Annotated in this window: 17 protein-coding genes; 16 read left to right on the top strand and 1 reads right to left on the bottom strand. The window is 59.5% G+C overall.

The genetic code is table 11. The features are described 5' to 3' along the window. Positions 1-189: 189 nt before the first annotated feature. From ABID59_RS00750 to ABID59_RS00735, 4 genes are all read left to right on the top strand, one after another. The gene (locus tag ABID59_RS00750) at positions 190-1,398 is read left to right on the top strand and encodes an acyl-CoA dehydrogenase family protein (protein ID WP_354082128.1); all 1,209 of its coding nucleotides are present in this window, start codon (positions 190-192) and stop codon (positions 1,396-1,398) included. Positions 1,399-1,565: 167 nt separating this feature from the next. Beyond that, entirely contained in the window at positions 1,566-2,903 is a 1,338-nt protein-coding gene (locus tag ABID59_RS00745; protein ID WP_354082127.1) for an LVIVD repeat-containing protein, read from the top strand. Between the two features lie 10 nt (positions 2,904-2,913). Next, positions 2,914-3,465: a hypothetical protein gene (locus tag ABID59_RS00740; protein ID WP_354082126.1), complete on the top strand. Its 552-nt coding sequence runs from the start codon at positions 2,914-2,916 to the stop codon at positions 3,463-3,465. 164 nt (positions 3,466-3,629) lie between these two features. After that, positions 3,630-4,508 carry an HpcH/HpaI aldolase/citrate lyase family protein gene (locus tag ABID59_RS00735; RefSeq protein WP_354082125.1) on the top strand — a complete coding sequence of 293 codons (879 nt, stop codon included), beginning with the start codon at positions 3,630-3,632 and terminating at the stop codon, positions 4,506-4,508. A gap of 221 nt (positions 4,509-4,729) precedes the next feature. Here the strand turns inward: ABID59_RS00735 and ABID59_RS00730 are convergent, their stop codons facing one another. Beyond that, positions 4,730-5,545 carry a DNA-binding transcriptional regulator gene (locus ABID59_RS00730; protein WP_354082124.1) on the bottom strand — a complete coding sequence of 272 codons (816 nt, stop codon included), beginning with the start codon at positions 5,543-5,545 and terminating at the stop codon, positions 4,730-4,732. Positions 5,546-5,788: 243 nt separating this feature from the next. Here ABID59_RS00730 and ABID59_RS00725 point away from each other — a divergent pair, with 243 nt between their 5' ends. From ABID59_RS00725 to pobA, 12 genes are all read left to right on the top strand, one after another. Beyond that, positions 5,789-6,982 (top strand): M24 family metallopeptidase, encoded by a 1,194-nt coding sequence (locus ABID59_RS00725; RefSeq protein WP_354082123.1) that lies wholly within the window; start codon positions 5,789-5,791, stop codon positions 6,980-6,982. Between the two features lie 157 nt (positions 6,983-7,139). Further along, entirely contained in the window at positions 7,140-7,646 is a 507-nt protein-coding gene (locus ABID59_RS00720; protein WP_354082122.1) for a flavin reductase family protein, read from the top strand. Positions 7,647-7,779: 133 nt separating this feature from the next. After that, complete coding sequence (locus tag ABID59_RS00715; RefSeq protein ID WP_354082121.1) at positions 7,780-9,582, top strand: gamma-glutamyltransferase family protein; 1,803 nt, start codon at positions 7,780-7,782, stop codon at positions 9,580-9,582. A gap of 66 nt (positions 9,583-9,648) precedes the next feature. After that, entirely contained in the window at positions 9,649-9,801 is a 153-nt protein-coding gene (locus tag ABID59_RS37365) for a DUF1028 domain-containing protein (RefSeq protein ID WP_502916767.1), read from the top strand. Positions 9,802-10,286: 485 nt separating this feature from the next. After that, complete coding sequence (locus ABID59_RS00705) at positions 10,287-11,393, top strand: hypothetical protein (protein WP_354082120.1); 1,107 nt, start codon at positions 10,287-10,289, stop codon at positions 11,391-11,393. A gap of 55 nt (positions 11,394-11,448) precedes the next feature. Beyond that, the gene (locus tag ABID59_RS00700) at positions 11,449-12,582 is read left to right on the top strand and encodes an HpcH/HpaI aldolase family protein (RefSeq protein WP_354082119.1); all 1,134 of its coding nucleotides are present in this window, start codon (positions 11,449-11,451) and stop codon (positions 12,580-12,582) included. Next, the gene (locus ABID59_RS00695; RefSeq protein ID WP_354082118.1) at positions 12,572-13,489 is read left to right on the top strand and encodes a cupin domain-containing protein; all 918 of its coding nucleotides are present in this window, start codon (positions 12,572-12,574) and stop codon (positions 13,487-13,489) included. The genes ABID59_RS00700 and ABID59_RS00695 overlap by 11 nt, the downstream gene beginning before the upstream one ends. 19 nt (positions 13,490-13,508) lie before the next feature. Further along, positions 13,509-14,477, top strand: a complete 969-nt coding sequence (locus ABID59_RS00690) for a DUF6282 family protein (protein WP_354082117.1) — start codon at positions 13,509-13,511, stop codon at positions 14,475-14,477. 25 nt (positions 14,478-14,502) lie between these two features. Further along, entirely contained in the window at positions 14,503-15,867 is a 1,365-nt protein-coding gene (locus ABID59_RS00685; protein WP_354082116.1) for an MFS transporter, read from the top strand. A gap of 190 nt (positions 15,868-16,057) precedes the next feature. Beyond that, complete coding sequence (locus tag ABID59_RS00680) at positions 16,058-17,134, top strand: Ldh family oxidoreductase (RefSeq protein WP_354082115.1); 1,077 nt, start codon at positions 16,058-16,060, stop codon at positions 17,132-17,134. An 863-nt stretch (positions 17,135-17,997) separates the two neighbouring features. After that, on the top strand, positions 17,998-18,756 hold the full coding sequence (locus ABID59_RS00675) for a helix-turn-helix domain-containing protein (protein ID WP_354082114.1): 759 nt from the start codon (positions 17,998-18,000) through the stop codon (positions 18,754-18,756). A gap of 296 nt (positions 18,757-19,052) precedes the next feature. Next, positions 19,053-20,222 carry a 4-hydroxybenzoate 3-monooxygenase gene (gene pobA / locus ABID59_RS00670; protein WP_354082113.1) on the top strand — a complete coding sequence of 390 codons (1,170 nt, stop codon included), beginning with the start codon at positions 19,053-19,055 and terminating at the stop codon, positions 20,220-20,222. Positions 20,223-20,228: the final 6 nt, after the last annotated feature.

Here is a 20,228-nt window from a genome sequence, read left to right as displayed (position 1 = left end):
GCCATCGCGTGGTCCGGCGAAGTCAGACCACATTATTCAACATCCCGCAGTCGTTTTTCGGGTGGTCAGCACCTGGTCGGCGTCTTCATAAAGGCGCCTGCCGCGCATTCCACGGAGATCGATGAGCTAGAAAAAAGTGTTCACTCCAGAATGGATCCAGGTGCCGCGATGATATTTGAGAGTGAGTGCATGAGTAAACCGTCGAGTGAGTTGGTGCTTTCGGCGCGCGAGCGGCGCGCGGTGGAACTGATCGGACGGGCTCGTGAACTAATCCCCATGCTCGACCGTGCCGGCGAACGTGTGGAGTCGTCGCGACGCGTTCCTGACGACGTGCTCGACGCATTGCATGACGCAAGTCTTTTCCGTCTTCTAATCCCACGTTCCTTAGGCGGCGAGGAGGTTGAACCGGCCACTTATTTCCAGGTGCTGGAGGCGATCGCGCAGGGAGATGCCAGCGTCGCCTGGTGTGTCGGTCAAGCGTCCGGCGTATCTATCGCGGCGGCCTATCTCAAGCCAGAGGTCGCCAGTGCCGTGTTCAGCGATCGCCGTGCGGTAGCGGCTTCAGGGCCCAATAATCCAAAAGCGACCGCTGTGGTCTGCGATGGCGGCTATCGGGTGAGCGGCGACTGGACCTTCGCCAGTGGCTCGAAACATTCGACGTGGTTGTGCGGCCACTCCACCATCTGCGAACCGGATGGGCGGCCGCGGGTCGGGCCGGACGGCGAGCCGCTCGATCTGCTAACCGTGCTATTTCCCAAGTCGAGTGCGGTCGTCACCGATGTCTGGGATGTCATGGGATTGCAAGGCACCGCAAGCGACAACTACTCAACCAGAGACTTGTTCGTGCCTGCAGACTTCAGTTTCACGCGCGAGTCCGACAAGGACAGGAAGGAACAGGGTCCGCTCTACCGATTCAACATCTTCAATCTCTTCGGGCTTGGCTTTTCTGCTGTGGCGCTTGGCGTTGCGAGTCGTGCCCTGGACGAGTTCATCAAGCTCGCAACAAAGAAGACGGCCTCTGGCAAGACCTCACCGCTTAGCGACAACAACGTCATCCAATCGCAGGTCGGCCTTTCGGATATGCGCCTTCGTTCGTCGCGCACTCACGTGATCGACGTCTATCAGACGGTCTATCGAGCGGCGGAACGGCGCGAGCGCTTCGACCAAGCAACCCGCGTTGCCCTTCGGACGGCAACATGTCACGCCATCCATCAGGCGCGCGAGGTGATGAATTTCGTTTATCACGCGGCTGGCGCGACCGCGATCTTCACGAGTAATCCGTTCGAGCGTCGGTTTCGCGATCTGCACACGCTCACCCAGCAAGGTCAGGCGGCGTTCTCTAATTTTGAATCGCACGGCAAGATTCTGATGGGCCTGACCTCGAAAGACTGGCTGTAATCCGATCGCGGCGCCATCATCGAACGCAGATTGGTTTTGAACGGAGTGATGGAAGCATGTGCGGTCGCATCAAACTCGCAGCCTGTTTGTGGGTCTCGTTTCTCATGTGGTCCTGCTTTGCCCACGCGCAAAGCCCGGTGATCGGCGCCCCGCCGGAAGCCTCGAATATGAGATTGGTCGGAACCAGCGACCTGCAGGCGCGCAGCGCCTATCAACCGACCATCCATCATCAGGGCGATCGCTGGATCGCCTATATTGGCCATCAGGGAGGCACCGTTGCCGTTCCCGATCCCGTCAATCCGCTTACCGGAAAGGCGGAGCCGAATGGCACCTCGATCGTCGACGTCACCGATCCCGCCCATCCGAAATATCTGCATCACATCCCCGGACAGGAAGGCAAATATGAATCCGGCGGGGCGCAGATGGTGCGCGTCTGCGACGGCAAGACCCTGCCCAAGGGCGATCGCAACGCAGTCTACATGCTGCGTGCGGTTGGAAGCCAAGGCCACGAGATCTGGAACGTCGCTGATCCCGAAAATCCGGTTCTCGTCACCCGGCTCGGAGAAGGCTTAAAGGACACCCACAAGAACTTCTGGGAGTGCGACACCGGTGTGGCCTACCTAGTGTCGGGTGCGCCCGACTGGCGGGTGAAACGCATGGCGCAAGTGTATGATCTCTCCGACCCTGCGCATCCCGTGAAGATCAGGGATTTCGGCCTGCCCGGACAGGAGCCGGGATCGACAGGCCCGGTGCCGACCGAATTGCACGGGCCGATCTCGACCGGGCCGCAGGGTAACCGGGTCTATTTCGGCTACGGCACCGACAAGGGCGGCATCCTGCAGATCGTCGATCGTGACAAGCTGCTGCACGGTCCGGCGGCGCCGACGGCGGAAAACCTGCGCTATCCAGAAATCTCACGGCTGATGATGAGTGCTTTCAACGGCGCGCACACGACATTTCCGATGCTAGGCATGCCGATCGCCGAATACGCCCATGACAAGGACGGAAATAAACGGGATATCGTGATGATCGTGGACGAGGCGATCCAGAGCGAATGCCGCGAGCCGCGGCAGATGGTGTGGTTTGCCGATGTCACGACGGAGAGCCGGCCGATGATGATCTCGAGCTGGACGGTGCCGGAGGCGAGCGGCAATTTCTGCGAGCGTGGGGGTCGGTTTGGCTCGCATTCCTCGAACGAGAGCATGGCGGCGGTCTATTATAAGAAGCTCGCCTTCATCACCTTCTTCAATGCGGGCGTGCGCGCGCTCGACGTCCGCGATCCCTATCACCCGAAGGAGGTGGGCTATTTCATCCCCGCGATCACGGCCGCGACCGACAAGCGTTGCGTGAAGCTCGAAGGCGTCGAGCGCTGCAAGGTCGCTATTCAGACCAACAATGTCGAAACCGACGACCGCGGTTATATCTATGCCGTCGACCGCGCCAACACCGGCCTACATATCCTGGAATTGACCGGCGAGGCGCGCGCCATCGTCGGGTTGCCATGATGGGCAAGCAATGCGCCGGGTGATCGCCATCGCGATCACAGCGTCGGTGTTCGGCGCCCTGTCCGGTGTTGTCGGCTACCAGAAGACGCGCCCGCTAACTGTCGGTGGCGACGCTCGCGACTGGCAGGAAGTCGCGTGGCCCTATCCGCGCGACGGCTGGCCCGTAGGCCGCGCCTTCCGCTGTGACGGCTGCGCCGAGCCGATCGAGCTCTACGTACGGCCGAAGATCGGCTTCTGCAATAGCGACAGCGGGGTCGCCGATGACGACGAGGTCGACCGTGTCGCCGATCTCGATTTGATAAGTCAGCGCTTCGCGCCGCTTGAACCCGGTCGTGTCATCCGCGTCGCCGACATGCCGGGGCGTGTCAGAACTTATGATCTCGCCATGCCCGATGGCTCCCGGCGCACCGCTGTTGGCATCGCCGTATCACGTCGCAGCGATCTTCTGGTCGCGGTCGCGCAAGGGAAGGGCACGGCGTCGCAGGTCCAGCGCGCGGCGCTGGACTATCTCGCCTCGCCCGACATTGCGCACTGGATGGTGGCAGCGATGGAGGGCAAGTAGCGCGGTGCTTGGCTCAACTCGCCCGCGTGCGGCAGGGCTGTCACATATGAAAGCCGCCGACCATGTGCCGATGCAACGGGGCCCAGTCCGGTCCTGGACGCAAAACGACCGTTCCCCTTCAATTTCAATTTGTGTGGCTCAAAAATGCCCCGAGGAACTCGCCCATGATCCGTCCGCGCCGAAGTCTGTTGTTCATGCCGGGATCGAATGCGCGGGCGCTGGAAAAGGCGCGAATTCTGCCGGCCGATGGCATCATTCTCGATCTCGAGGATTCGGTGGCTCCCGACGCAAAGGCCATGGCGCGCGACCAGATAGCCGAGGCTATCGCGGCCGGCGGCTTCGGCAAGCGCGAGGTGTTGATCCGGGTTAATAGCCTCGACACGCCCTGGTGGGTCGACGATGTCGGCATGGCCGGTAAGGCCAAGCCCGATGGCATTCTGGTTCCCAAGATTTCCGCCGTCGATGACCTCAATACCATCGCCGATCGTCTCAGCGAAATCGACGCCGACGCCTCGATTCGGGTCTGGGCCATGATCGAAACCCCGCGCGCGGTGCTGGATGCCCATAAGCTTGCCGCGGCGGCCAAGAACGAGAAAACCCGCCTGGCCGGCTTCGTGTTCGGACCCAATGATATCGCGCGGGAGACACGGATCCGGACGCAGCCGGGCCGCGCCACGATGATCCCGATGATCACCCACTGCATCCTGGCGACACGCGCGCACGGGCTCGAAATTCTTGATGGACCCTACAGCGACATCGGCAATATCGACGGTTTCACGGCTGAATGCGTGCAGGGCCGCGATCTCGGCTTCGACGGCAAGACGCTGATCCATCCGAGCCACATCGAGACCTGCAACGCCATCTTCACGCCGGCGGCGGAGGAGGTTGCGGAAGCGCGCAAGATCATCGCTGCGTTTGCGAAACCGGAAAATGTCTTGCGCGGCGCGATCCGACTCGACGGCCGGATGGTGGAGCGGCTACACGCCGACATGGCCGAGCGCACGCTCGCAATTACGGATGCGATCACGGCGATAAGAAACTAGTACCCGAAATCAGAGCTTTCGTTTGAGGCGTAACCACGCCAGGAACGCGCCAAGGTGGGCAAATCCAAAACCGCTCGGGGGCGACGTGCGGGTACACGGTGATAGCGTGACGTCTGCCCGGCAAATGGACGGCGGAACGATCGCAGACGAAGGGACAATCTCGCTGGATTGAACGGCCCTGCGGCGGAGCTTGGTGTCAAGGAGCACTTGGGCTGACCAGACTAGATCTTCCGCAGTGTCGCGACGCTGGCGCCGATGTTGTCTGCCAGGGTCTTGATGAGCGGTATATAGCGGTTCTGCACATCGTCTTGGCTAACGGCAGATACGAAGTAGGTCATTCCGACGGTTGCCTGCACTTCACCGTCTTCGAATATCGGAACGGCGATCGTATTGGATGATTTCGGCTCGACGGTAGGGTCGCGCTCGGCGAAGCCTTGCCTGCGGATGGAGCCCAGTAACGCTAAGGCGCGCTTTCTGTCGGTTGCGAGAGCGTCTTCCGGCCTACGGCTCTCGGCCAGCCTGTCGAGAAGCATCGAACGCTCCTCGGTTGAGCAGAACGCAATATAGGAGCGCCCCAACGCCCTGCAGAGCAGACTGAGCCGCGTGTTGATTACGCTGTGAGAGGGGGAGACAGGACTATCGGGAATGGTGCTGAACCGAACGAGCATCGATGTGTCGTCAAGGACAGCGATCGCCACAGGCCATCGATATTGTCGCGTGAAACTTATCGCCCACAGACGAGCGGCCTCGACAACCATTGGATCTCCCTGGAAACCAGTACTCAGCGACTTGACACGCGAGGCGACCGAGTAACCGCCCTGGCGAGGGTCGTTCGTCGCATAACCCATCGCACAAAGCGTCTTCATCAGTCGCACAATCGTCGATTTCGGAAGGCGGGTCGCGCGATGCAGAATCTCGATCGACACGACGGCGTGGCGATTGAGCTCTTCGAGCAGGAGAAGAGTACGGGCTGCTGCTTCGACCTTGTCGTCTTTTGGGTGCATCTTGGGTGCGTTCTGCGTGGTGGAACGGAACATCTTAGCTATGGCTCATAGGATGTCACCCTGTAATGGTCCACCCAAGACCTTGATTGCGGTGTTGCGCTCGTAGTCGCTGCGCCGCAGGAGTACGCCGAGGGAGCGAGTATTAGAAGGTCTCCGCGCGAATGGGAGGTCTTCGGCTGAACTACCTTTCGTATCGGTCATCCCGATTGTCCTCGTCTCGGCGACACCGACCTTGGCGCTGGCCATCATGTGAGTGAAACCCTCAGGAACGCCAAAATGCTTACGTCTACTAGTTCGCTTGCACCATCGATCCCGTTTGACACCGAACTGCTCGACGATCTCATGGAGGAGGCTGGCATTGACGTGCTGCTAACTACGTCAAAACACAATGTACAGTACCTGCTCGGCGGTCATCGCGCGTTCTTCTTCGACTACAAGGACGCTATAGGAACCAGTCGCTATCTGCCGATCGTGATTTATTTTAGGGGCGAGCTGGAAAAGACGGCATTCTTCGGTACCGGTCTCGAGAGTCATCAGCGCGACGTGAAGGCGTTCTGGACGCCAGAGCAGAATTTCAAGTCAAGTGGCTCGGTCGATGTAACGAGAAAGGCGGTCGAGTATATCAAGAAGATCGGAAATGTGCGTCGCCTCGGTGTCGAGATGGCGTTCTTGCCGATGGACTCCGCTGCAACGTTGAGTGGCGGGTTGCCGGATGTGGAAATCGTCGATGGGCTGTTCGTGCTGGAGCGGCTACGCGCGCGCAAGTCCCCGGGTGAATTGGAACTGCTCCGCATCGCGTCTGAGAGCGTGATTGCGTCGATGGAGGCGGTGTTCGCAAAGCACGGCGCCGGCACGACAAAGCAGGAAATTGTGGACACGTTGAAGGTCGAGGAGGTCAGCCGCGGGCTGACGTTCGAATATTGCCTGATTGCTGCTGGCACGAGCTACAACCGCGCGCCTTCCGGACAGCGCTGGGAGGAGGGGGACGTGCTTTCCCTCGACTCGGGCGGAAACCTCGACGGCTATATTGGCGATGTCTCGCGCATGGCTATCTTGGGCGAGCCGGACGCTGAGCTTGTCGATCTTTTGGCGCAGATCGAGGACGTTCAGCGCGCCGCCATGAAGCCGGTAAGGCCTGGCGCGATGGGCGGCGAGATCTATGCGTCCGCCGAGGGGTGCCTCGCCAGGTCGAAGCAGCGCAGTTGTATACAATTCCTGGCGCACGGCATGGGGCTCGTCGGTCACGAGGCGCCCCGGCTCACCGCGACTGGGCCGGTACCCTATGACGCGTACGACGCAACGCGGCCACTCGAGTCAGGCATGGTCGTGTCGATTGAGACTACGCTGATGCATCCCAAGCGCGGCTTCATCAAGCTCGAAGATACGGTTGCCGTTACCGATACCGGGTTTGAGATCTATGGTGAAGGTGCGCGCGGTTGGAATCGTGGTGGCACCGCGCGACCTCGGTAGAGCCTTGCAATCCCTTGTTTGCCGATAACCATCTCGCCCCGGATTGGATGATCGTCTTTCAGGGGCCGATGACGACACATCGCGATTTTCTCAAGTGCGCCGCCGCCGCCGGCTTCGTGTTCCGTGGCCGCGGCATAGAGCAATAGGATTCGGCAAGATGCTAAGCAGTGTAACGATTGATCCATCCCTTTTCCGCAGGACGCTGAGCCACTTTTGCACCGGTATTGTCGTCATAGCGGGCTACGACCGTGGGGGGCCGGTCGGCTTCACGGCGCAATCGCTTGTTTCGCTTTCCCTCGATCCCCCGCTAATAGGTTTCTCCCCCTCCAAGACAAGCGAAACCTGGTCGCGGCTGCGCAACGCTAAGCGATTTTGCGTCAGTATACTCAGTGACGATCAGCACGACGTTTGCCGGACATTCTCGCGTCGTGCTGATGATCGGTTCACAAATGTAGGCTGGAGCAACTGTGCATCGGGTCTCCCGGTACTCGACGGTGCGTTGGCATACATTAGTTGCACGCTCGAGGCCGAGCATGACACTGGCGACCATTTCTTCGTTGTAGGCTGTGTAGACGAACTGGAAGTTCTGCGATCGGAGAACGAGCCTCTGCTCTTCTTCAGGGGAGAGATCCGGCCAGGGTTGCGTGCCAACCATCAAGGCTAGAGCGTATCCTAAACAGAACCGGATCGTCGAGGCGGAGAGCTTCTCGAAATGGTTCATCCGGATGATCCCGAGCAGGCCAAATGATCGTCGTTGCCGCTGGCAACGTCGCCCACGCAGAGGAAATTTGACCCAAATGGGCAACATCAATCGTGATCCGTTCACCACCCGGCCCGAAATCGAGGGCACTTTCGGCGTCGTCACCTCGACCCACTGGATCGCCACCGCAGTCGGCATGGGCATGCTGGAAAAAGGTGGCAACGCCTTCGATGCCGGCGTCGCAACCGCCTTCACCTTGCAAGTGGTCGAGCCGCATCTGAATGGGCCGGGCGGCGACGTGCCGATCATCGTGCACGATGTGAGACGCGGGCAGACCGAAGTGATCTGCGGGCAGGGCCCGGCACCGGCCGGCGCCACCATTGCGCACTATCGCAGCGAGGGCTTGGAGATGGTGCCGGGAACCGGATTGCTCGCTGCCTGCGTGCCCGGGACGTTCGAGTCCTGGATGCTGCTGCTGCGCGACTACGGCACGTTGCGGCTGCGCGAAGTGCTGGAGCCGGCGATCGCCTATGCGCGCGACGGCTATCCGTTGGTCGAACGCGCTTCGGCGACCATTGCCACCGTCGAGCAATTGTTCCGCAAGCACTGGCCGACGTCGGCAGCGGTTTATCTGCCAAACAATGAAGTCCCAAGACCCGGCACGCTGTTTTCAAACAAGAAGCTCTCGGAAACTTATGCGCGCATCCTGCAGGAAGCCGAAAGTGCTGGTGCCGATCGCGTCGCGCAGATCGAGCGCGCCCGCAAGATGTGGTCGCACGGTTTCGTCGCCGAGGCGATCGATGCGTTCTGCCGCAACCAAGAGATCATGGACGTTTCTGGGGCGCCGCATCGCGGCGCGTTGCGCGCCGACGACATGGCGCGCTGGCAGCCGACCGTCGAGGCGCCGCTGACGTATGATTACGGCCGCTATACCGTCTGCAAGCCCGGTGTCTGGAGCCAGGGGCCGGTGATGCTGCAGCAACTGGCGCTGCTTAAGCGCTTTGAGCTCGACGGCCTCGATCCGACCGGGCCGGAGTTCATTCATTTGCAGATCGAATGCGCCAAGCTGGCGTTCGCCGACCGCGAGAAATTCTACGGCGATCCAAAATTCACCGAGATACCGATCGAGACGCTGCTATCCGACCAATACAACGACGAGCGCCGCCAGCTGATTTCGGACAAAGCCTCGCTCGACTTCTTGCCCGGCTCGGTTGAAGGGTTTGGCTCGGTGATCAAACTGCGCCGCCAGGAGGGCAGCCGCGAAGCGGTCGGTGCCATGGGAGCCGGTGAGCCGACCGTCGGCAGGTTCGGCGAGGTGCGCGGCGACACCGTGCATTTCGACATCATCGACCAGGCCGGCAACATGATCTCTGCAACGCCGTCGGGCGGTTGGCTGCAGTCGTCGCCGGTGATCCCGGATATCGGCTTCTGTCTCGGCAGCCGCGCCCAGATGTTCTGGCTCGAGGAGGGCCATCCGGCGGCCTTGGCGCCGGGCAAGCGTCCGCGCACCACGCTCAGCCCGACGATGGCGCTGCGCGATGGCGAGCCTTACATGGCCTGGGGATCGCCGGGCGGCGACCAGCAGGATCAATGGACCACACAGTTTTTTCTGCGGCATGTTCACGCTAACATGAATCTGCAGGAGGCTATCGACGCCCCGGCGTGGCATTCCGAGCATTTCCCGATCTCGTTCTGGCCGCGCACCGCGCGGCCCGGCGTGATGGTGGTCGAAAATCGGATTCCGAAGGTCACCCTCGAGAATCTGCAAAGCCGCGGGCATATCGTCGAAACTGGCCCCGACTGGTCGGAAGGCCGCCTCACCGCTGCGTCGAAACTCGGCCGCCGCCGTCGCGCCGCCGCCAATCCGCGCGGCATGCAGGGCTACGCGGCCGGGCGATAGATAGATGACCTGATCGATCATCACCAAGGACAGCAAGACCGGTCAGTTCGGCTTCGTTGTCGCCACGTGGCTTTTGCGGTTGGTGCGAGGGTGCCGTTCATCGCCGCGAGCGTCGGAGCCATTGCAACGCAGGCGTTGGTCAATCCCCATTACGAGATGAATGGGGCAGGCTGTTGCGCGAGGGCAATCGCCGCGCAGCATCCTGAAGGCCGGAGATAGAGGTCACGCCTATCGCCAGTTCCACATCATGGACAGCGCGGGCGACATCTGCTGCGCAGACCGGTGCGGCCGCTTCTTGCCAAACCGAGTCAATCCGGCATGACCTACGGGGCCGCGATCGAACCCGCTATCAAAAACTGCCAACACGGGCTCGAAACGACGACAGAGATTTCGCCAATCGAAATCGAGAGTCTGCCGGTGGTCGTTTGAACCTGCGGTTATCCGTCTCTGCGATCCAACGGTCACGATCATAATCGACAGTGTCGATCAATCGCCATCCCGAGACGGATCGTCGGCGACACCGCCGCGCAGCTATTTGCCAAGGTGCCGCTCTGCGGAACGCTTTGAAATAGCCATGGCAAATGGCGGGGTATTCACATTTCATTGATCCACTGCAAATCGGTTGGCGCTCTTCGCACATGTATCGATCGGGTGAACGGGCGGCCTATCGCCCGCGGGGCTTCGAATCGACAATTGGGGGATCTATGAGAGTTTCTTTACGTCAAACAGCATTCGTAGCTGCGGTATTGTCACTTGCCGCGTTAGCATCAACGGGCTCAGCCGGAGCTGCGGATCTCCCGGCCAACGGCGCGGATCTGCCGGTCAAGGCTAAAGCACCGGCCGAGCTTCCGTTCTTCCGGGTGATCGATGACCGCGTAACCTTTGCCTACGCGCCCGACGCCGTCTTTGCAGGCCAATATGCGCGGAATCCGGACGGCACGTACAACGCCAAAACCTCCAAGCAGACCTACGCGTTCACGCACTTCGACGTGTGGGCCTACGGCACCAATCGCGTGAACATCACGTTGGACAAGTACGGTCATGGCGTTGCTGCAAATCCCTGCACGAATGTCGGTGTGATTCGTGGTGTCGCTACAACACCAGATTGTGCCGGCGCGAGCTTTGGATCAGGGTCGTTGCGCTCGACTTTTGACTGGAATGAGATCTTCAACACCAAGGCCTTTACCATCGGGCCATTGCACAACATTTCGTTCGTGGTCGGTGCTGACGCCACTGTAAGTAATATTTACACCGCGCACGCTAAACGCGCTTTCATGGGCGGCCTGCAATTTGCCTTCGACCTTCCTTACAAGGGCTACGTCAACGTGGCTCCCATGGTTTACAAGGATTTTGGTCACAACGCCAATCTCCAGTGCGGTGTTACAGCTGCTACCGTCAATGTCGGAGTAAACTGTACGGAGAACGGCAACACGGATTTCCCAACCACCTGGGCCCTTGAGACCAGCTATTACATGGATCTGGGCTTCCTTCCCGAGAATATGCGGTTCTGGTCCATCAGCGGCCGAGCAACCTGGATTGGAGGGAACGGAAACCAAAACTCGCCGCTGTTAACCGGCGCCAATAGGGCCACCAGTTTCGATACCGAGCCGCTTCGCCTTACCCTTGATGCCAGCAAGGCATTTATGGGACCGAAATACTCCCACTTGGTTGACGTGTGGGTCTCCTATCGCTATTCGCAAAACAAGGCCAACTATGATCATAACGTGAGTTCGCTTTGTGTCGTCAATGGCGTGAGCGACCACAGCTGCACCGAAAGCACTCTCTACACGGGCGTTACGGTCAAGTTCTGATCGCCCAATCTGCGTTTGCAGGCGCACAGGTCATGGCACCGCGGAGGGATCCGCGGTGCCATTTCTTTATGGTTTGAATCTTTACCACAGCGCGTTTTCATCTCGCGAACCGGCATCCACGTCGTTCGAAAGCACTATTGCAACGACGCTGAACGGATTGTTGGCCGGGCGACCGCGCAGCTTCGAACGATTGGGGCGCAATATCCGTTGTCCGGCGCGAGGGCAGCGAAAGGAATTTGCCTTTGCGTTCTGCGTGGTGGAACGGACCTATTTAGGTGTGGCTCAGGGAGCGTTGCGCTGCAATGGTCCGTTAACACCCAATTGCGACGCCCTTACGAATATTGCCGCGTTGCGAAGAAACTCCACGGAGGCAACCTTGCCGGGAAACACGAGTAGGTCCCACTTCTCCGAATTCCGCCGGAGATTTTCGAGTTTGAGGCCGCTGGTGGGCGCCTTCATCAAAACCCAGACAACGCATGCCACTGAAATCTTCGGGGCGCTCGGTTATGATTTCGTCGTGATCGACGAAGAACACGCGCCGTTCGACCGTGCCGCGACCGACATGGTTGTCCTGGCCGCTCGCGCCTCCAACGTGGCGAGTATCGTTCGCGTGTCCTCCGACGATCCGGCAAAGATACTGTCTTGCCTCGATTGTGGCGCCACAGGCGTGCTGGTCCCGCACGTCTTTTCGGTCGAAAAGGCGCGAGCGATTGCTGCGTCAGCAAGATATCGCGGCGGCCGTCGTGGCTATTCAGGGTCTGCCCGGGCGGGCGGATACGGCGCCACGCCGATGTGGGATCTTGTTGAAGAACAGGATGCATCCGCTTGCGTGATTGCGATGATCGAAGACCCTGAGGCGCTCGATCGTATTGATGAGATTGCCGCTGTTGAAGGTATCCACGGACTGTTCATCGGCCGCGGAGATCTGACTGTTTCGTTGGGTGTCAAATCGGCTGCTGACCCAAAAGTACAGGACGCGGTCAAGCGCATCGTGGCGGCATCGAAACGGGCGAGAAAGCCGGTTTGTGTCATGGTTGGCAGCGCCACGGAGGCGAAAGACTTCGCCGATCTCGGCGCAAGCGCGTTTATCATTTCATCCGATCAGGGGCAGATGCGACGTGCCGCCTCGCAGACCCTTGTCGACTTCCAAAAGCTTGTGACTGTGCCCGGAGAATCCCATGTATCATAGTACTGACCCACGTGCCGCGCTGACCGCGGCACCAGCCAAGGATGCATCCAACCCGACCCAGTTCGCGGGCGCGGAGTATGCAAAATTCTACGAGACGTCACCGGTGGAAGAGAAGGATGGCGCCAAGAGTTGGTACGCCAGAGGCCAGAACTTCATCATTGCCTACAGCGACGCGCATAAAGGCGCGGTCTTCAACCGGACCGGCCAAATCGATGAATACGTCTTACTGCTTTCGGATCCCGGCGCCGGCGCGGAAATAAGTTGGGGCAACCAGCGGATCGCCGTCGGCGGCCATTCCATCACCTTCGTACCTCCGGGCAACAGTTCGATCTTACTTCTTGGTCCGGCTAAAATCATTCGCATGTTCACAACGAAATCAAAGGATCTCGCGGCGCTCTGCTCGAATGCTGAATCCTACGCGTCTGCCCACCCCAATTTGCCCGCCTTTGAACCGTGGCCGGAGCCGTCTGCGGGACCGAAGATTCGAAGCTATAGCCTCGACGTGCCGCCTTCACCCGGCCGCTTCGGTCGTATTTGGCGAGGCTCGACATTCATGGTCAATTTCCTCGATCCCAAGAATGGCCCGCGCGATCCGAGCAAGATGTCGCCGCATCATCACGATGATTTCGAGCAGTGTTCGCTAGCGCTCGCGGGCACCTTCATCCACCACATGCGATGGCCCTGGACGCCGGACATGGGGAAGTGGCGCGAGGACACACACGAGAGTTGCGGATCGCCGTCCATCGCTGTGATTCCGCCACACGCCATCCATACCTCGCAAGCTATGGATCCCGGCCTCAATCTGTTGGTCGACGTGTTCTGTCCTCCGCGAATGGATTTCTCGACCAAGCCCGGCTGGGTCCTAAACAGCGACGAGTATCCACTTCCTCCCCAAGACCAGAACTAACTAAAAAAAGGCAGTCGCCATGGCCGATAATCCCGTTGCCTATCCGGACACGGTTTCTCTTCCACCGCTCTCTCGTCCTAAAGAGGTCGAGGAACTCCTGATCGGCGCGATCGATCTTCACTGTCACAGCGGTCCAGCCGCGATGCCGCGGATTCTCGATCATCATGACGAACTGCTCGACGCCGCGGCTGCGGGATTCCGTGCGGTATTGTACAAGGACCATTTTTATCCGGGGATGGCGCATGCCATCATCCTGGAAAAATTGTTCCCGCAACTCGGCGTTCGTTTGTACTCCGGTGTGGCGCTCAACAATGCATCGGGTGGCATCAATCCACATGCAGTGGATCACGCGATCAAGCTGGGCGGAAAAATTGTCTGGATGCCAACGCTCTCGGCGGCCAACCATATCAACGTCCAGGCCAGCGGTCAGGCCAAGACCTTTCCAAAGACATCGCAGAAGATGCTGGATCCGATGCCACTCTCCGCGCTGGATGCAAACGGAAAGCTGACCGACGATGCCAAAAAGGTCATCGATCTGGTCGCGGAAGCAGACATCATCCTGGCTGGCGGTCATCTTCATGTGACCGAACAGCATATCCTCTTCGAGGAAGCCGCTCGCCGGGGCGCAAAGAAGATGATGGTCAACCATCCCACATACGTTGTCGGATTTTGCGATACCGATATTCGTCAGATGGTCTCGCTAGGCGTGATGATGGAACATTCGATTTGTATGTTCATCGAAGGGAAGCCGAAGAAGTTCAGCTCGGACGATCTGGCTCATCTCATTGATGTCGCCGGCGTTGAGCACACAATTCTTTCATCCGACCTCGGGCTGCTCGGTTCGCAGCGTCCGGTCGACGGCTTCCGAAGCATCACGCAAATGCTGCTCGATCTCCAAATGCCGTACGCCAGCATTAGAAAACTTATTGGCGAAAATGCTGCGAGACTACTGATCCTGCCGGCGAAGCCTGTGATCGGCGCCGCTTGATAAAGACGACCAACAAGGCCAAAAAATGCGCCAGTCGAACGGGGAAAATATGAAGCCAAATCGTGAGAGCGGCGATGCGCTAATGAACCGCATCATGTGGCACATCATGCCAGTGCTGATGGGCCTGATGATGCTGTCAGTGATCGATCGGTCAAACGTCGGCTACGCCAAGTTGCAAATGGTAGGTGGTCTGGGCATGTCCGAGACCATGTACGGGCTGGCGTCATCGCTGTTCTTCATCGGTTACCTTCTTTTCGAGATTCCCAGTGCGCTGGCAGCCCACAAGTTGGGCGCGCGTCTCTGGCTAGCCCGTATTTTGCTGACGTGGGGTGTACTCACGGTGGCCCTAGGCTTCAGCATGAACGGATCCGTGTTCGCTGGACTGCGTTTTCTGGTTGGCTCAGCGGAAGCGGGGGCCTATCCAGTCATGATCTTCTATCTCACGCTCTGGTTTCCGAAACGACGGCGGGTACAGGCTGTCGCCCTCCTCACCATCGGTAGTCCGCTTGGCAATATGTTCGGATCGCTGTTTGGAGGTATCCTCTTGGATCTTGACGGCATGCTGGGCCTGGCCGGATGGCAGTGGGTCTTTATCGCAACCGGTGCGCCTGCTGCTATCTTGTTTTTCCTGGTTCTGAAGTATCTTCCCGACAATCCGAGTGCGGCCAAGTTTTTGTCTGCCGAGGAAAAGACGTTGCTTGCCGAAGAACTCGGCCGTGACGAAACGGCATCCACCATCCATACCAATCCTCTGCGTGTTCTGATTGATCTGCGAGTGTGGTGGTTCGCAATCGTCTACACCATGATCATACTGTCGCTCTACGGAATCATCTATTGGCTTCCAACGGTAGTGAAGGGATTTGGCGCCACGGGCACGCAGAATGGCATGCTGAACGCGCTGCCTTGGGGCGTTGCTGCTGTTTTTCTTTTGGGTTTGCCGCGACATTTGCGCGAGCATCGCACGGTACTCGTCGGAATGGCGGGGATCGCGCTTTTCGGAATGATGTCGTTCTTTACATCAACGCTCCTGACGCAAAACTGGATGCGCTATGTGGCCCTGGCGGTCGGAACGCCATGCGTGTCGCTAATGTTCCCGTGTTTCTGGTATCTCCCGTCGCAAATCTTTAGAGGCGCGCACGCGGCGACGGCAATTGCAGCTATCAGCACGATCGGCAGCCTTGGTGGATTCGTAGCCCAAAATCTCATGCCGTGGGTTGCGAGCTGGTCTGGCAGCGCGCTCGCGGCGATGGCGGTGCCGGCGATAAGTTTGGGATTCTTGGCCGTCAGCGCGCTCGGAATGTTAGCGACATGGCGCGTCCTGCCGAAGGCTGATTTGGAAAGCGGCATCATTCTTCGAGAGGGGTCCGTTCAACGGCAAGCCATATCGTGACGGACCTGCCGTTGCAGTGCACGCCGTCAGGATTTGGCGGTCCGGAAATTCTGTTGCTCGCGCATGAGCCATTGCCAACGTGTGCATCACGGCGAGGTGCTGGTTCGTGTCGTAATTGCAGGGGGGACCCGAGCCGACGTCCAGCAGGGATGCGGGCTCTTTACCGATGCAGACAACGAAAGAAACTGCGATGACCGACCAAGTTACGGTGCAAGTATCGAAGGCTGAGAGTTTCCTGGCAGGCCTGTTCGAGCGCGTAGGTCTGCCGGCATCCGCATCTGCCAGGATGGGGCGTGCACTGGTCGATGCCGATGTTGCGGGCCTTCCGTCGCATGGACTGTCTCAGGCCGAGATGTACATCCGACGGCTTCTGATTGGGAGCGTATCGCTGGCGATTGAGCCGGTCGTCGTTGAGAGCCGTGAGGCGATTGCGGTGCTGGATGCGCAGGGAATGTTTGGCCATCTCGTGGGCGATGAAGCCATGCAGATGGCCATCAAGCGCAGCAAAGCGTTTGGTGTCGGCGTCGTTGTCGTCCGTAACAGCTTTCATTTTGGGACGGCGGCCCGGTACACCCAGCAGGCGAGTGTCAGCGATTGCATCGGTATCGCCATGTGCAATACCAAACCGATGATGCCGGCTCCGGGTGGTCGCGAAAAGCTGGTTGGCAATAACCCGCTCTCGATCGCTCTTCCGGCATCCGAGGGGCCGGATTTTGTGCTCGACATGGCATTGAGCGAGGCGGCGCTCGGCAAGATCCGTGTTTATGAACGGGAAGGCAAACCGATTCCGTCGACGTGGGCTGTCGATCGGGACGGCAATCCAACGACCGATGCAACGGCAGCGATTGAAGGCATGCTGTTGCCGTCAGGGGGCGCAAAAGGCTTCGGTCTATCCCTGGCGATCAACTTGATTTGTAGTCTTCTGTCGCAAGGGCCTGGAGGTGACGATGTCGCGTCGCTCTATGGTGACCTGTCGAAGCCCTTTCTATGCTCGTTGCTGTTTCTTGCGATTGACATCGGCCACTTCAGGCAGCCGGAGGAGTTCCGTGCGGAATCGTCAGCCGAACTCGTGAAGGTCCGTCGATCCAAATCAACGCAATCGTCGCTACATACACCGGGTGAGCGCAGTTGGCGCAAACGTCAGAGCGGAAGCAAGCAGATTCAAATCCCTCTCGCCTTATCCGCGTCGCTGAATCGATTAGCCGATGAGGTCGGCTCGGCGATACGGCTGCCTTGTGCGACTGACGCGGCTCCTGCGTTTGAATGACAGAAACCAGCCCGGTCAGATGCCGAATGGAGCAGAACGTTCCAACCCTTCTACCGGCCGGGCACCTTATTGAGAGGAGCGTTGCCTCGTGCAACTGGTCTTGCGACAGATGGCCTGCATAGGTTTTGGAGACTTGAGCCTATTCACGCAAGGGCTAGGCCCGTCTCGTTGCTCTGCTGCCGCTTTGCGGTCGCGATCACCGAAGAAGAATCTGAACATGAGACACGAACACGGAGTTGTTTCCACGATCTAACCAAAGAATCCTGCGCGGAATTTCGAGCGATCAGCTCGTAACAGATGCTGTCTACCTGACAGCAGCCACGCCGCGAGGCGGCGTTTCCTCCCAGACTTCCCGGTGGCTGCGTGAGCCACCGGGATTTTTGGGACGTTGCACCCAATGTTAAAGTAGCAGAAGGAGCGGAATGTTCGTCGCGGGAGCGAGCTGATTGCGATCGTCATCGGTGATCATCAACTCCAGGCTGGTCATAGCGCCGGCTGAGGAAGAAGCGATCAACTTTTGACGCCGATCCCCCCGCTCAGGGGACAATGTTGCAGGCCGAATGACATCTTGGTGTCCATCATTTCCTGTCCTCGAAGTCCACTAGGACTAGTCTAGAGTGCTCACGTTGTCGGCCTAAGATGGACGCACCAAGCGTCGACGGCAATGGAAGTGGAGATGCGCTGTTTTTTTGGCGTAGGCAGCGTCGCCCGCGCCAAGCGAAGTTTGTCGGAGGTGCATCAAGCTCGGCGGAAGTCGTTCGGTCGTCGCGACTGGAGGAAGCTCGCGGCCAGCGCTGCCGTTGCAACGGCGCGCCTCCTGTGAAACATAGAGTATTGGTCTCTAGCACAGCGGACGCTGCCACATGCAGGATTTACTTGCCACCGATGGCCCGACCGGGGCACTGGCGCGCGGTCTGCGGCTGTTAGCGGCGCTGAACGATCTGGAAACGGCCACCGTCACGGGGCTTGTCAAGGAGACGAACTTGCCCAAGGCGACCGTGATCCGACTGCTCCACGCCCTCCAAGCCGAAGGCTATGCCGCCCAGGATCCTGAGACGCTCACCTATCGGGTCACGCCGAAAGTCGCCTCTTTGTCGCGTTCGTTGATCGGCAAGAATCAAACCGAGGGACTAATCCAAGTGGCCCTGGACCTCCTGGCGGATGAACTCAAATGGCCGGCCGAATATCTCGTCCAGGACGGGGGGGCGATGTTGATCCAGGCGAACAATCGCGAACGCGCGCCCATCAAGCTGAAGTTGTTCGAGCGGCGACGGTTTCCAATTCTGGATAGCGCAGCCGGAGTGGCTTACCTGTCCAGCTTAAGCGACCTCGAGCGGGGCAAGTGGCTTAAGCGGCTCCTCAAACACCAGTCGCAGATCGCGTCGACGAAGCGGCGGATCGAGGCAGCGGCCCAGGCAGGTTACGCGACGCGCTCGCTTCCCGAGTTGGGTCCGAACATGCGGGTTGCCGCGGTGCCCGTCCCCGGAGGCGGCGGCGCTATTTCCATGATCTATTTCGACGATGTCGTCACCCAGAAGCACCTAGATGCCGTTTTGTTGCCGATCGTCAAGAAGACCGCGATGAACGTCGCCGGCGCCCTGCAAGGCAAATATCCCTCGTAAGTCTCTCTCCGGAAGACTTCCATCATCCCGCCGTACCAAGCCTCGATCCTCCTTGCGCAGCGAATCCTTCGCTAGTCGCACGTTGCCGTCTCTCCGACGGTCATAGGGCCGCTCGGGCCTGCGCCACGGCGCGCTGCCGTTCGTTTCGAGCCAGTGAACCCGTCGGATCAGGACATCGGATTCGCGTGCTGCGTGCCAGCAAGACCGGTCCAACATACGGACCGTGGTCCACTTTTCATTGACATGCCTGCTGGGAGGTGCGACTAAGGTCAAAATCATCTTGGGAGGGACCCTAGTTGCGTACTCAGGTTGCCATCATCGGCGGTGGGCCTTCGGGGCTGCTGCTGTCCCACATCCTCGAGCTCAACGGGATCGGCAGCATCGTCCTCGAGCGCAAATCCAAGGCCTATGTGCTTGAGCGCATTCGCGCGGGCGTGCTGGAGGCCGGGACGGTCGAGCTATTGAGGCAATACGGTCTTGGAGCGCGAATGGACCGGGAAGGTCACGTCCATGACGGGATTCGCATCGAGTGGCCGGGATACGACACCTTTCTGATCGATGGACGTCGTTTCACCGGCAAGACGATGATGGCGTACGGCCAGACGCAGATCACCGAAGACCTCTATGCCGCTCGCGAGAAAGCTGCCGGCCAGATCGTGGAGGAGGCCGAGGAAGTTGCATTGCATGACCTGAAGTCCGGGCGCCCATACGTGACCTATGTCAAGGCGGGCAAGACGCACCGCGTGGATTGCGACTTCATTGCGGGCTGCGATGGTTTCCACGGCGTGTCGCGACAATCTATGCCGGCGGAAGCTCGCCGGGCCTACGAACGGGTCTACCCGTTCGGCTGGCTCGGAATCATGTCCGAGACGCCGCCTCTGCACGATATCATTTACGCCTACAGTGAGCGTGGGTTCGCTCTTGCATCTCAGCGTGGACCCAGGCTCAGCCGGTACTACGTGCAGTGCTCCGCGACTGATAGCCCCGAAGATTGGTCCGACGAGCGATTTTGGCGCGAGCTGAAGGCGCGCTTTCCCGTGGATATCGCGGCCCAGATCGTTACGGGTCCCTCGATCGAGAAATCAATCGCGCCGCTTCGCTCGTTCGTTTCCGAGCCGATGCAGTACGGCGCGCTCTACCTCGCGGGCGATGCGGCGCACATCGTGCCGCCGACCGGCGCGAAAGGACTGAACCTGGCGGTCTCCGATGTCTTTTGTCTCTCCCGGGCCTTGTGCGCGTTCTACGCCGATCGGCGATCCGATCTGCTGGAGTCCTATTCTGAAACCGCACTCAGGCGCGTGTGGAGCGCCGTGCGGCTGTCCTGGTGGCTCACGACGCTTCTCCACGTCTTTCCAGGTGAAGATCCTTTCCTGGCCAAGATCCGCTCCAGCGAGTTTGACCACCTCACGCGATCGGAGCACGCCCAGGCCGCACTTGCCGAGCAGTTTGTTGGACTTCCGTTCTAGAAGCCG

This window comes from Bradyrhizobium sp. S3.3.6, from assembly GCF_040546905.1.
Lineage (GTDB): Bacteria > Pseudomonadota > Alphaproteobacteria > Rhizobiales > Xanthobacteraceae > Bradyrhizobium > Bradyrhizobium cytisi.
This window is presented reverse-complemented; position numbering and strand designations above follow the sequence as displayed.